The organism is Pseudomonas sp. ATCC 43928, from assembly GCF_005938665.2.
Lineage (GTDB): Bacteria > Pseudomonadota > Gammaproteobacteria > Pseudomonadales > Pseudomonadaceae > Aquipseudomonas.
Genome location: NZ_CP041753.1, coordinates 2,299,148 through 2,312,483, shown reverse-complemented (window position 1 = coordinate 2,312,483; position 13,336 = coordinate 2,299,148). Strand labels below are relative to the sequence as shown.

Genomic DNA, 13,336 nt, shown 5'->3' with positions numbered 1-13,336 from the left:
ACTCCTATCGGCCGATCGAGTAATAGGTCACACCTTTCTTAACCATCCGTTTTACATCAAATAGATTTCGCCCATCAAAAACTATCAGTTCTTTTAGTTCCTTCTCAACCATGTCAATATCGAGAGTTTTAAACACCGGCCACTCAGTAACAATAACAAGCGCATCAGCGCCTCTTAGCGCGGCCTCCTTCGTCCCACATAACCTGAGATCGTCACGATATCCGTAGATACGTTGCGTTTCTTCCATAGCCTCAGGGTCATAAGCCTGGACTTTAGCGCCATACTTCCATAGCTCTTCCATCAGAGTCCTACTTGGCGCTTCCCGCATATCGTCTGTATTTGGTTTAAAACTAAGCCCCCATAGGGCAAAAGTTTTGTCTTTAAGATCCCCGGCATAATGCTTATATATCTTCTTGAACAAAACACTCTTTTGTTCTTTATTGCGCTCTTCAACCGATTTAAGTAGTTTTGCATCAAAATCAATGATTTCGGCAGTGCGTATTAACGCTTGCACATCTTTAGGGAAACAGGATCCACCGTACCCAACTCCAGGATAGATAAAATGATATCCAATTCGTGGGTCGGAGCCTATTCCCTGCCGAACCATCTCGATGTCAGCTCCCAATATCTCTGCAAGATTAGCCATTTCATTCATGAAACTGATTTTTGTAGCTAGCATGCAGTTTGCTGCATATTTTGTTAATTCTGCACTCTTAACATCCATTACAATCATCTTTTCATGATTTCGGTTGAAAGGTGCGTAGAGATCTCGCATTACCTCCTCCGCACGCTCACTGTCGGTACCTATAACAATACGATCAGGACGCAGACAGTCCGCAACAGCAGAGCCTTCTTTTAGGAATTCTGGATTTGACACGACATCAAAAATAAGGTCCCCGCGATTTCTCTGGGCCAGCACTTCATCTACACAGGCTTTTACTTTATCCGCGGTACCTACGGGCACAGTGGACTTATTTACAATTATCTGATTTTTTTCCATATTTCTCGCGATGGTTTCAGCCACAGCAAGAACATACTTCAGGTCGGCGGAGCCATCTTCATCAGGAGGAGTACCAACGGCAATAAACTGAACATCGCCATGTAGTACGCCCACCGAGACATCAGTAGAAAAATTCAGGCGGCCTGCCGAATAATTTTCTTTTACTAAAGCTTCCAGCCCTGGTTCGTAAATTGGGATATGGCCTTGCGTCAAACGCTCAACTTTATTTACGTCGACATCAATACAAACGACATCATGTCCTACTTGTGCGAGGACTGCTCCCTGGACAAGACCAACATAACCGGTTCCAAATATCGTGACTTTCATAGCACCCTCTTTGACTTTAAATACTAAATTCTAACCGAAAAAAACTTGTCCATCGCTTTATCGCAGTTACTGGGAGAGGTAATGATCAAGTTTAATATTGAACTGACACGCTACCGCCCCAGGATTTTTCGTCATCTTCCTCAGGACGTAGTGTCTCTATGAATATCAGTTTGATCATGCCTGTTGGCCAATGATCCGTTGCAGCAATAACGATAAAAACTCAAGAACAACAGCCACGCCGTCAAACATCTGAATTTATGACGCGACCTATTCAATACTCATCAATTTTTGTCGGAGGCGTAGGCATAGTGGTAATAACCATAATCACTGTAGCCATACTTGTTGGAAGCCTTTCTCTCCACGCCATTGAAAATCGCACCTTTAATAACAACGCCGTTCTGGGTGAACCGGCGCACCGTCAACTCGATTTCTTTCGCCGGGTTCAGGCCATAGCGCGTCACGATCAAATTGGTTCCGGACAGACGCCCGACAATCGCCGCATCTGTCACAGCCAGTAGTGGCGGCGTATCGAGAATTACCAGATCGTATTGCTTGCTCACCTGCTCCAATAGCGCGCTGAAATTGGCGTGCATCAGTAGCTCGGAAGGATTGGGCGGAATCTGACCTCGACTGACAAAATCGAAGTTGTCGATTGCGGTCTTATGAATAGCCGTGGCCACATCGCAGCGCCGGGCCAGGACATCGGAGAGCCCATTGTCTGAAGTAGCACCCAACACTTTGTGCAGATAACCCTTGCGCATGTCGACATCGATCAACAATACCCGCAGACCGGTTTGTGCTATCACCACCGCGAGGTTGACCGAGACAAACGTTTTGCCCACCTGAGGGCTGGGCCCGGAAATCATCAAGCGGTTATTGTCGGCCTCATGCATGGCGAAGTGCAGACTGGTACGCAAACTGCGCAATGCCTCGATTGCCAGATCGGTAGGATGAGTGACGGCCAGCAATGAAGTCCCATTGGAACGCCCTCGTCCGCGGGAGATTTTATCTTCTTCGGTTTTTTGCAGAATGCTGTAGGGAATCGAGGCATAGACCGGCAACCCAAGTTGCTCGATGGCTTCAGGACTTTCGAGCCCCCGGTTCAGCGCCTTGCGCAGCAACACCAGAGCCACTGCCAGGAAGCTGCCAAGAAGAGTGGCGATCAATACAATCAAGGCTTTTTTCGGTTTGACCGGTTTGAGGAAGTTGACGTCCGCGGTGTCGATCAGGCGTACGTTACCGACAGTGCCCGCGCGCATCACATCCAGTTCCTGAGACTTATTCAGCAGCTGGGTGTAAATGGCCGTACCGACTTCTACATCCCGGGTAAGGCTCAGCAATTCTTGTTGGGTAGAGGGAAGGCTCTCTACTTTGGACGCCAAACTTTTCTGCTTGCTGCTCAACTCACCGATCTGGGTCAACAATGCGCGATAGGCAGGATGTTGACGGGTGAACTTGCGGTCCATCTCGGCTTGCTGCAACTTCAACTCGGAAATATTGGTATCGAGCCCGACTATCTGATCAAGAATGGCTTTGGTTTCGAGCGTGATGTCCACGGACTTGCTGCGCGTCTGGTACTCATTCAACGCATTTCCGGCTTTTTCCAGATCCTTCTTGACCTCAGGAAGTTGCTCTTTGAGAAACGCCAGGCTCTGCGCAGCCTCTGCTGAAGTGCGCTCTACGTTTTGCCGTACATATATAGCGGCGATTTCATTGAGTATTTTAATCGCCTGGTCCGGATCTGTGCTTTCCAGCGCCAGACCGATCATGCCCGACTCTTTTCCGCGCTCAACTACATCCAGGGCCTCTTGATAGTCGAGGATACTGGTCAGGCGGGAGTTACGGATAATGCGGAAGCGGGTACCAGGATTGGCGTGCAGTTCCTCTATTTGAAACGTTACGCCATTTTTTTCGAAAAGCTCTCCGGCCCGGCTGGCCGCCAATAGGTTGTCATCTTCATCCACCAACGTGAAATGACCATTTTCACCCGTGGTCAGGGTCAATTTCTTGCCCAGTTGCGAATCGGGGAGATCCAGTTTGAAGATCTTCAGCGACTCCCCTCCCCAGGCGAAACTGTTCAACCCCAACAAGGGTTCGGCTATTTCACCGGGATTATTATTCTGGAATCGACGCGCCAGGAACTCACCGAAAACCGGGAAATACTTCGGCTGTATGACAATATCAAGTTTCAAGTTATCGACAGTTTTACCAATCACGGAGCGGGACTGGATCAACTCGATTTCGGTGGCCGAAGGAGACTCCTTGCCCAGCATGCTGCCGATATCCGAGAAGCCCAATAAGTCGTTCTTCTTCGCTTCGACCTGCAACAGCGCATTCGCCTGAAATACCGGTGTCGCCAGCACTGCGTACGCGGCCCCTGCGACCATGAAGGCGCCGGTAACCGCGGCAATCAGCCATTTATGGTCGATGAGTGTTCCAAACAGGCCGAGAAGATCAATCTCGTCATTGTCGTCGTCCCGCACGTTGACTACCGGTGCTTGCTGCATAAGTCGGATTCTTTGCCTTGATTACGATTCAAAAAGGAAGTGGCCATCAGCGTGCCAGACGCTGTGCCCATGCGTGTACAGCTTCTTCGATCAACGCATAAGCGTGCACAAAAGCAGGTTTGCCTTGACGGTAGGGGTCGCTGATCTCTCGATCGTCCTGCCATTTGCCCAACAGCAACACTTTGCCCCGCGCTTCAGGGGCAATGTTGAGCACGCCACTGACATGTCGCCGCTCCATCACCAGAATCAAGTCCGCCTCACTGACGGCTTGAGATGTGAGCTGAACGGCCTGGTGCTCATGGGGCAGATGACCATGCTCTGTGAGCACGGCGTGTGCTGTCGGCTCGATGGGCTTGCCCGTCAGGGCGGCAAGGCCGGCTGAACTGACCTGAATATCGGAATGGACGAGTGCCCCACGCAGCAAATGCTCCGCGGTGGGACTGCGGCATATATTGCCAACACAGACAATCAAAACCCTTTTAAGCAAGATGACCTTCCCCGTCTTGTCAACATTGGCGGTGACCTAGCACTTGCCGAACATAAGAGCTTTAAATTACGAATGAGCCCGGGCATTTATAATGACCAGGAACTGCGACTGAAACTTTCAAACAATCAATGCGTATTTATTACCATGACGCTTGAACAGCCCTCAACTTTTTATCCGGACAAAAAATAACATCGCACTCTCCAGAATGCGAAAATAACAGTCAGTGAATTTATTCAGACAATTTCTAACGGTTGTCGTTTTCTGGCGACTGTTCAATCTAAATTATACTGAAATAGCGAATGACTAATGTATAGCCGTTCCGCTACTGCATTGCCAGGGTGTCGAACATTTGGTTAGTAGTTGGGTAAGGGACGCCTTGGGCAATAACTCTATTTACAGCGGGTTACGTCACGAGCATGCCGTGGAACAACCGGGCATGCTCGCCGGCAAATCGGCTGCTCGATGTCTCCCCTGCCCGCGCCTGGCGAGAAGCATGGCGTGCAGACCATTCGCAGCCCCTGGCGCGTTGCGAACATTGTTCTTGAGTGACCGGGCCGCTTCGAGCCCGCACTCCCCAGCGTGACCGGTTCGGCCAGCCTGGATCGAATCTTTCCTACTGCCATCAGCTATTCCATCAGTCTACTTTCAAGGACGCTTCCATGATTCGTAAATGCCTGTTCCCCGCCGCCGGTTATGGGACCCGCTTTTTACCCGCCACCAAGGCCATGCCGAAGGAGATGCTGCCGATCGTCAGTAAGCCGCTGATCCAGTATGCCGTCGAGGAAGCGCGTGACGCCGGCCTGCAACACATGGCCATCGTCACCGGTCGCGGCAAGCGCGCGCTGGAGGATCATTTCGATACCAGCTACGAGCTGGAGCACCAGATTCGTGGCACCGATAAGGAAAAGTTCCTGCACGGCACTCGCGAGCTGATCGATACCTGCAGCTTTTCCTACACTCGTCAGGTGGAAATGAAAGGCCTGGGGCACGCCATTCTCAGCGGCCGCTCGTTGATCGGTGATGAGCCATTCGCCGTGGTGCTGGCCGACGACCTGTGCCTGAACCTGGAGGGGGATGGAGTTCTGGCGCAAATGCTCAAGCTTTATGAGCAGTTCCGCTGTTCGATCGTGGCGATCCAGGAAGTACCCCGCGAGCAGACTCAGAAGTACGGCGTGATTGCCGGCGAGTTGATTCGCGAGGGGATTTACCGGGTCAACAGCATGGTCGAAAAGCCCCGTCCGGAAGACGCTCCGTCCAACCTGGCGATCATCGGTCGATACATTCTGACCCCCGACATCTTCGACCTGATTGCTGACACCGAACCTGGCAAGGGCGGTGAAATCCAGATCACCGATGCGCTGATGAAGCAGGCCCAGAACGGCTGCGTGCTGGCTTACAAGTTCGAGGGTCGACGCTTCGACTGTGGCGGTGCCGAAGGTTATATCGAAGCCACCAACTTCTGCTTCGAGCATCTGCATCAAAACGCCCTGTGATGTTGCTGTCCCCCGATATGGTCTTTATCACCTTATGGACGAAGCCTCTATGAATACGTTGAGCGGTTTCAAGGCAGATGACAGTCGCCACCCGTATAGCGCTGACCTTAAGCACAACCTCGCGTACCGCATCGTGCGCGCCTATGCGTCGGAACTGATTTTCCCCCGCGTGCGAAAACCACCGGTACTGCTGGTGGAACGCATCGGCGCGTTCCCCTCCTCCGGGGAGATCCGCCGCCAAGTCAAGGATGGTCCGGCGCTGCTGGCGAGCATCAAGCAGCGTTATGCCCGCGACGCCCTTGACCTCAACGAGAGCAGCGGGCTGAACCTGGTCTTTGCCGACTGGCGCTTCAGCTTGCGCCTCTCGGGCGAGGGTTGCGTAGCTTGCCTGACCGTGGAAAGTCGGGGCGACAGCTCGCTCCTGCAGCGCAAAACCGCCGAGCTGCTGGGGCAGATCGATGCAGGGAGGGCATTTGAATGAACGCGATTGCCGAACACGCCACCAAAGCCTGGTACCTGGTCCAGTGCAAGCCCAAACAAGATGAGCGCGCCGAAGAACATTTGCAGCGCCAAGGCTATGCATGCTTTCGCAAGACCTACAGACGTGAGCGCATGTTGCGCGGGCAACGTCGAGTGATCAGCGAGTCGCTGTTTCCGGGCTACCTGTTTATTCAACTGAGCCTTCAGGACAGCTGGGGTCCACTGCGCTCGACCCGCGGCGTTTCGCGGGTCGTCGGGTTTGGCGGTCAGCCATTGCCGATCCGCGATGCGCTGATCGACGAACTCCAGGAACCAGACAGCCAGGCGATCGTGACCACGCTGTTGAAACACGGAGATGCGGTGCGCATCACTGAAGGTCCGTTCTGCGATCTCGAAGCGGTGTTCCTGGCCATGGACGGTGAAGAACGGGTACTGCTGATGATGAATTTGCTGCAGCGTGAACAGCAAATCAGCCTGCCACTGGCACGGGTCAACAAGCTTTAGATGCTTTTAGCTGCTTACACAAAAACGCCGCTCAACAACAAGCGGCGTTTTTTATCAACACAGGAAAACCTACGCCCCTTCCGAGAGGTGATTCCAGTCGACCCAACCCAAAAACCACGTCGCCAGAATCAGTAAACCGAAGGCGATCCGGTACCAGGCAAACACCGCATAACTATGGTTGGCGATGAACTTGAGCAACCCGCGCACGGCAATCATCGCAAAGACGAAAGCGGCGACAAATCCCAGGGCAAACACCGGCAAATCTGCGGCCTGGAACAGGTCGCGATATTTATAGCCCGAGTACACCGCGGCCCCCACCATTGTCGGCATCGCCAGGAAGAACGAAAACTCGGTGGCCGTCTTGCGTGACAGGCCAAACAGCAACCCGCCGATAATCGTCGATCCCGAACGCGAAGTGCCGGGAATCATCGCCAGGCATTGTGCACATCCGACTTTCAAGGCATCGGTCCAGCGCATCTCGTCCACGTGATCGACCACTACCACGTGCTCGCGCTGTTCAGCCCACAACATGATGATCCCGCCGATCACCAGCGCCACAGCCACGGTGATCGGGTTGAACAGATATTGATGGATTTTGTCGGCAAACATCACCCCCAGCACCACCGCCGGCAAGAAACCGATCAGCAAATTCAGAGTAAAACGTTGCGCATTACGCTGGGTCGGCAAACCCGTGGTGATGTCCAGAATCTTGCGACGGAACTCCCAGACGACCGCCAGAATAGCGCCCAACTGAATAATGATATTGAACGCCATGGCTCGCTCACCGCCAAAGTCGAGCAGGTCCGCGGCAATAATCTGATGGCCTGTACTGGAGATCGGCAAAAACTCTGTGAGTCCTTCAACCAGCCCTAGAATCGATACTTGCGTGGTGGTCCAGAAGTCCATTAATCCCCCGTTAACCCCTTTCGGCTGAAAGGTCTGTTGTTGGTTCCGAGCAGCTGTCGGGTCAACGGAGAATTAAAACGCATTACCTGCCGGCTTGAGGCAAACGTTATAAAACGTCCATGACCAGGGCTATGACCACCTCGACAGCCCTACCCGCCTGCTACGCTTTGCGTTCATGACTGGAGGAATAACCATGCCGGACGATCCTCCCCCCGCCCTGCTCGACGCTTGATGGGCGCCTGAAGATGAAATTGACCTGGAAGACTGACACTTGTGTATCGCAAATCCATGGCTGCCACTCATCGTCAGCTCGTTGACGTTTTGAGTTTGGGCGCGCGCAATGTCTACCCCCAAAATGATCGCCCAAGAGAACATTCCATATGGCAAAGATCATAGTGCTCGCTGGTGACTTCCCGCAGTGCGACGGGGAATATCACTCGGGTACCATCACGCTCAAAACGGCCCTTAAGCCACGATTGGGGAAAAGCTTCCCGGTCTCGGAATTTAAAGATCTAACGATCCAGAACACGGACTCCAACAAGAATATAAAGAGCGCCATCGGCCTGGGCATTGCGGGCGCGATGTTGTTGGGGCCGGTCGGTGCCATCGCTGGCTATCTGCTCGCGGGCAACAACACGGAAGTGACCTTCATGGCCACCCTGAAGGACGGTGGCAAGCTCCTGGCGGCAACCGATAGCGAGACCTTCGAGGACATCTCGGCACGTGCCCACAAAAAAAACCGCCCCGGTCGCCGAGGCGTCCCTCGCGAATCATTTAACAACGACTCCATTCACTGATCCGCTGCCCCCGTGACCGCGAAGATGTTGCAGGGCACTCGATACAGAACATGCTCCGTCGTACTGCCCACCCACTTGCCCAACCCCTTGCGATGCGCATTGCCCATGACGATCACATCGGCCCGGTGATGCGCTGCAAAGTCAGCCAGCGCTTTGCCGGGCGGGCCCGCAACGAAGTGTTGTCGCTCGGTGGGCACGCCAAAGTGGTCGGCCAATGCGATGAATGACTGATGCAGAGACTTGCGCAGGTCACTGTTGAAGCCTGGCATCGTCACTGCACCCGCGCCTGCGTCGGCTATATGCGTCAGCGACAGATCATAGGCATGCAGCAAATGCAGTTCTGCGTTGCATTGCATGGCCAGTCCGTTCGCTGCCTGGATGATGCGGTCGTTGATGCCGGTGATCTGCGTATCGGGTTGCGACGGATCGACCGCCGCCACGATCACCCGCGGCAGCGGACACCTGACTTCGCTGACCAGATGCACAGGCACCGGACATTCGCGCAACAGGTGCCAATCCAGAGGTGTAACGAAAACACGCTTGAGTGCAGACTCGTGCTGCACGTCCTTGATCACCAGATCCGGCTGCATTTCTGCCACGTGCCGAAGGATTTCTTGCAACGCGCTGCGGGTTATAAGCACTTCGGTGCTTACCGTGACCCCGCGCCCGCGTATCAGATCTGCTTCATCCTTCAGCCACTTTTCGTTCTCTTGCTGACAGGCCTCACGAAACCGCGCACCGGCGCTCATCAACCCCAAAAGGTGAGAGTCTTCGATAAACACCGTGATGTGCAGCGCTGCGCCAGTGGCTTCGGCGATGGCGACAGCTCGTTCCAACGCCGGGGTGTGACGCATGGCTGGGCCGGCTATCAGAAAGAGTCGTTGATATTGGCTCATGTAACACCTCCAAACGTTCCGGGATATCTAACTCCCCCCCAACGCTCTCGCCTGTCACACCACCGACGATTGGCTATCGCCTCAACTAACGGGATCGACACTATCAATATACGCCTTGATTGAATAAGCGAGTGATAGACGCGCCACGTCACACCGAATCCGATGTTCCGGATTCGGTGATGACCCAACACTACTTCTGCGCGTATTTCGTGCCGTGCGAATCGTTAAGCTGTGCCTGCATCAGCCCCCACTCACGTTGAATGATCGAGTAAGGAATAAAGATACTGATCCGCTCAGCGCCCTTTACCCCAGGGTGAAAACTCACATCGTGAAGTGTGGTGGAGAAGAATCCGACATTAATACCGACAATGCTGCCGTCATTGGCGATAACCGGCCCACCCGACATCCCCTTGATCATCGGGGCATCATGGATGGCATAGCGTTCGCCGCTGCCTTCATCACTGTTGATGAAAGGCGCCGGATACACCTTGCCTTGCCCGCTGACCGTTGTCATATACGGGCTCGTTCCCACGGCAGTGATGTGCTCACCCACGCGCGGTGCGCGCCATGACGGATAATGGCCGTCAGCCTTGTGCTTGATGAAGACCAGGTCGCAACCGGTGCTGCAGCTGTATATCACGTTGCGAATGAGTGGGGTGTGGCGGGTGGTGACGGCGTAATCCTCGTTCCATTGCACGGCCGAGGCGGTGTACAGATAGGGCAAGGGAAAGCCTGAGAAGACTGAGAAATATGAATCGTTGGCAGGTCCCGACAAGTCGGGTTTTACCATACCGTTGCATCCTGCAATACCAGCTCCTATTAAAAAGTAGGCCATGATTTTAATCATGATGTTCACCGACTTATAAGGAGATTTTAGTTTTTGTTGTGTCAGGTTTTTAGTGATCAGGTTGTTGTAGTTGTTCCTCGCTGCCTGTTCTGGTGGGTAATGTATGGCTTAGGTTGCAAGCGTGTGTATGAATTAATTGCGCTAAGAACAATCGCTTTTCGTTACATATAAAAAACTTCAAATATTTGGCGCCTGAAAAATGTCACATGCACCAAAATAAATATAAATGGAAGTTGCACTTAATAAGTGTAAAAGGCGTGAAACAGTACTTTTAGAGCGATTTAGAGCACGTTGGAATGCCGCGGCAACCTAACAGAAATCAGTGCCGCGAAAATAACAAATGCGCTGGATATCCATAAACACGCTTCCAGCCCGAAGACCTGAAAAACCCAACCGGAGAGCACGGTGCCGATCAGCCGTCCCATGGCGTTGGACATGTAGTAAAAACCCACATCCAGCGATACGCCGTCTTCCTTGGCGTAGGACACGATCAGGTAGCTGTGCAGCGAGGAATTCACCGCGAACAACGCACCAAAGATCATCAGACCGCCCAACAGCACCCACTGTGGCGACAACCCGGTGTTCAGCCCCAGCGCGATTGCCGCCGGCAGGCCTGCCAAGGCAACCGCCCAAAGAAACGCGGCGCGGCCATCCGGGACATGCCCTCGTTGCTTGCCGGTGATCCGCGGCGCGAGCGATTGCACGATGCCGTAGCCAATCACCCAGGCCGCCAGGAATCCACCGACCTTCCAGAAGTCCCAGCCAAAAACGCTGCTCAAGTACACCGGTAAAGCCACCACGAACCAGACATCGCGGGCACCGAACAGGAACATCCGTGCCGCCGACAAGATGTTGATGGCCCGGCTCTTGGAGAGGATGTCACGGAACCTGGGCTTGGCTTTCGCCTTGCCCAGGTCCTTTTTCAACAGAATCAGGCTGCTGAGCCAGATCAGCGAAAGAACGCCTGCCATGGCCAGCAGCGCCCCTCTGAAACCGATCAGGGCGAGCAATGCCCCGCCGAGAAAGAAACCGACGCCCTTGAGGGCATTCTTCGAGCCGGTGAGGATGGCTATCCATTGATAAAGCGTGCCCTGTTGCCCGTCGGGCACCAGAAGCTTGATCGAGCTTTTAGCGCTCATCTTGTTCAGGTCTTTGGCGATCCCCGACAGTGCCTGCGCCACCATCACCCAAGGAATCGTCAGCCAGGCCACCGGCACCGTCAGCATCAACAGCGCCACCACCTGCATCCCCAGCCCGATGTTCATGGTCCGGTTCAGCCCCAGTCGCGCGCCGAGATAACCGCCCAGCAGGTTGGTGATCACGCCAAAGAGTTCGTAGAACAGAAACAACGCCGCGATTTGCAACGGGCTGTAGCCCAACCCGTGAAAGTGCAGCACCACCAACATGCGCAAGGCACCGTCGGTGAGGGTAAAAGCCCAGTAATTGCCCGTAACAAGCAGGTATTGCCGCACTGACGGCGCGAGGGCTGACAAGGCTTTCATCAACGCTCCTTAAACGGCCAGACCGACCATCCTGGCCAATTCGACGGTGCGGTTCGCGTAACCCCATTCGTTGTCGTACCAGGCATAGATTTTGACCTGGGTGCCGTTGATGACCATGGTCGACAGCGCATCGATGATCGATGAGCGCGGATCGGTGCGGTAGTCGATGGACACCAGCGGACGCTCCTCGAAACCGAGAATACCTTTGAGTTCGTTCTCGGACGCGTCCTTGAGAAACCGATTCACTTCGTCAACCGTGGTGACGCGATCGACCTCAAACACACAATCAGTCAGCGAAGCATTGGCCAACGGTACGCGCACCGCGTGACCATTCAGACGTCCGCGCAGCTCCGGGAAAATTTCCGCGATGGCGGTGGCCGAACCGGTGCTGGTCGGGATTAGGCTCATGCCCGAAGCCCGTGCACGGCGCAGATCCTTGTGGGGTTGGTCGAGAATGCTTTGGGTGTTGGTCAAGTCGTGAATGGTGGTGATCGAGCCGTGGCGAATGCCTAGCGCTTCATGGATCACCTTGACCACTGGCGCGAGGCAATTGGTGGTGCACGACGCCGCGGTAACGATGCGATGTTCCGCCGGATTGAACAGTTGATGGTTGACGCCCATGACGATGTTCAGCGCGCCCTCTTCTTTCACCGGAGCACTGACCACCACGCGCTTGACGCCCTGGTCGAGGTACGCCTGAAGCACCGCGACAGTCTTCATCTTGCCGCTGGCTTCAATCACCAGATCGCAGCCCGACCAATCGGTATCGGCAATCGCCTTGTTGGCGGAAACCTTGATGCGCTTGCCGTCGATGACAATGCAGTTGCCCTCGGCGCTGGCTTGATCATTCCAGCGACCATGCACCGAATCGAAGTTCAGCAGGTGCGCATGCGTCGCCGCGTCGCCTGCCGGGTCGTTGATCTGCACGAACTCAAACTCCGGCCAGTGCCAGGCGGCGCGCATGGCGAGACGACCGATGCGGCCAAAACCATTGATGCCCACTTTGATAGTCATGTTGGTGTGCTCTGTATCTGTTGTCAGGGATAGGCTTTTGAAATTATCGAACCGGACAGCAGGCGGCTGCCCGTTCAGGGCGCTCACCCATGTCTTCAAGACGTTTGGCATCCGCGCTCAGCCAATGCTGGTTGGTTTCAAGCACGACAGTCAGCATTTGAAGCACCCAGTCAGGAAGGCTCGGGTGCAACCGGTAGTAAACCCATTGGCCTTGTCGACGGTCCGACAGCAATCCACTGGTGCGCAACTGCGCCAGGTGCCTGGAGACTTTCGGCTGGCTCTCATCCAACGCACAGGTCAGCTCGCAGACACACAACTCTCCCTCGCGGGCGATGAGCAGCATCATGCGGACCCGGTTGTCGTCAGCCAGGCATTTGAAAACAGTGGTCGGCGTCAGAGAGTCAGCCATTTCGGGTCTCGGCGTTTGGGTTTCATACAGCAACACGGGCTTCGCGACACAGGCAAGCCTCATTAATATGCGTTTTGCCGAATATATGTTTTTCCGTATATGCGGTAAAGCAGCAAATCTTCGACCAACACAACCAGCGTCCTGACGTTCGTGCGGTCCCGGGAAGA

At 54.2% G+C, this 13,336-nt stretch carries 14 protein-coding genes; 5 read left to right on the top strand and 9 right to left on the bottom strand.

All coding sequences use genetic code 11. From position 1 onward, the window contains the following. Nucleotides 1–4 precede the first annotated feature (4 nt). The 3 genes from FFH90_RS10535 to FFH90_RS10525 form a co-directional block, all read right to left on the bottom strand. Nucleotides 5–1,327 (bottom strand): UDP-glucose/GDP-mannose dehydrogenase family protein, encoded by a 1,323-nt coding sequence (locus FFH90_RS10535; protein ID WP_018928280.1) that lies wholly within the window; start codon nucleotides 1,325–1,327, stop codon nucleotides 5–7. A 281-nt stretch (nucleotides 1,328–1,608) separates the two neighbouring features. After that, nucleotides 1,609–3,834, bottom strand: a complete 2,226-nt coding sequence (locus tag FFH90_RS10530; protein WP_138867120.1) for a polysaccharide biosynthesis tyrosine autokinase — start codon at nucleotides 3,832–3,834, stop codon at nucleotides 1,609–1,611. 46 nt (nucleotides 3,835–3,880) lie between these two features. Beyond that, nucleotides 3,881–4,321, bottom strand: a complete 441-nt coding sequence (locus FFH90_RS10525; RefSeq protein WP_172901207.1) for a low molecular weight protein-tyrosine-phosphatase — start codon at nucleotides 4,319–4,321, stop codon at nucleotides 3,881–3,883. Here FFH90_RS10525 and FFH90_RS10520 point away from each other — a divergent pair. The 4 genes from FFH90_RS10520 to rfaH all read left to right on the top strand — a co-directional run bounded on the left by FFH90_RS10520 (nucleotide 4,235) and on the right by rfaH (nucleotide 6,798). Beyond that, nucleotides 4,235–4,510 (top strand): hypothetical protein, encoded by a 276-nt coding sequence (locus FFH90_RS10520; RefSeq protein ID WP_064621216.1) that lies wholly within the window; start codon nucleotides 4,235–4,237, stop codon nucleotides 4,508–4,510. The two genes, FFH90_RS10525 and FFH90_RS10520, sit on opposite strands and share 87 nt — an antisense overlap. A 470-nt stretch (nucleotides 4,511–4,980) precedes the next feature. Further along, a complete protein-coding gene (gene galU / locus FFH90_RS10515) occupies nucleotides 4,981–5,814 on the top strand; it encodes a UTP--glucose-1-phosphate uridylyltransferase GalU (protein WP_018928284.1) in 834 nt (277 codons plus the stop codon). A 49-nt stretch (nucleotides 5,815–5,863) separates the two neighbouring features. Then, nucleotides 5,864–6,295 (top strand): hypothetical protein, encoded by a 432-nt coding sequence (locus FFH90_RS10510; protein ID WP_018928285.1) that lies wholly within the window; start codon nucleotides 5,864–5,866, stop codon nucleotides 6,293–6,295. Then, nucleotides 6,292–6,798 carry a transcription/translation regulatory transformer protein RfaH gene (rfaH, locus tag FFH90_RS10505; protein ID WP_019581966.1) on the top strand — a complete coding sequence of 169 codons (507 nt, stop codon included), beginning with the start codon at nucleotides 6,292–6,294 and terminating at the stop codon, nucleotides 6,796–6,798. The genes FFH90_RS10510 and rfaH overlap by 4 nt, the downstream gene beginning before the upstream one ends. Nucleotides 6,799–6,867: 69 nt before the next feature. On the opposite strand, the gene FFH90_RS10500 is transcribed toward rfaH, so the two are convergent. Beyond that, nucleotides 6,868–7,704 carry an undecaprenyl-diphosphate phosphatase gene (locus FFH90_RS10500; RefSeq protein WP_019581965.1) on the bottom strand — a complete coding sequence of 279 codons (837 nt, stop codon included), beginning with the start codon at nucleotides 7,702–7,704 and terminating at the stop codon, nucleotides 6,868–6,870. 380 nt (nucleotides 7,705–8,084) lie between these two features. Here FFH90_RS10500 and FFH90_RS10495 point away from each other — a divergent pair, with 380 nt between their 5' ends. Continuing rightward, complete coding sequence (locus tag FFH90_RS10495; RefSeq protein ID WP_111453690.1) at nucleotides 8,085–8,501, top strand: hypothetical protein; 417 nt, start codon at nucleotides 8,085–8,087, stop codon at nucleotides 8,499–8,501. Here FFH90_RS10495 and FFH90_RS10490 read toward each other — a convergent pair. From FFH90_RS10490 to FFH90_RS10470, 5 genes are all read right to left on the bottom strand, one after another. Further along, complete coding sequence (locus FFH90_RS10490; protein WP_111453689.1) at nucleotides 8,495–9,397, bottom strand: universal stress protein; 903 nt, start codon at nucleotides 9,395–9,397, stop codon at nucleotides 8,495–8,497. The genes FFH90_RS10495 and FFH90_RS10490 overlap by 7 nt on opposite strands. Nucleotides 9,398–9,587: 190 nt before the next feature. Further along, on the bottom strand, nucleotides 9,588–10,187 hold the full coding sequence (locus tag FFH90_RS10485; RefSeq protein ID WP_018928290.1) for a trypsin-like peptidase domain-containing protein: 600 nt from the start codon (nucleotides 10,185–10,187) through the stop codon (nucleotides 9,588–9,590). A 338-nt stretch (nucleotides 10,188–10,525) separates the two neighbouring features. Continuing rightward, complete coding sequence (gene arsJ / locus FFH90_RS10480) at nucleotides 10,526–11,746, bottom strand: organoarsenical effux MFS transporter ArsJ (protein ID WP_138867119.1); 1,221 nt, start codon at nucleotides 11,744–11,746, stop codon at nucleotides 10,526–10,528. Between the two features lie 9 nt (nucleotides 11,747–11,755). Beyond that, the gene (locus FFH90_RS10475; protein ID WP_018928292.1) at nucleotides 11,756–12,760 is read right to left on the bottom strand and encodes an ArsJ-associated glyceraldehyde-3-phosphate dehydrogenase; all 1,005 of its coding nucleotides are present in this window, start codon (nucleotides 12,758–12,760) and stop codon (nucleotides 11,756–11,758) included. Between the two features lie 43 nt (nucleotides 12,761–12,803). Further along, nucleotides 12,804–13,169: a metalloregulator ArsR/SmtB family transcription factor gene (locus FFH90_RS10470; protein WP_086945530.1), complete on the bottom strand. Its 366-nt coding sequence runs from the start codon at nucleotides 13,167–13,169 to the stop codon at nucleotides 12,804–12,806. Nucleotides 13,170–13,336: the final 167 nt, after the last annotated feature.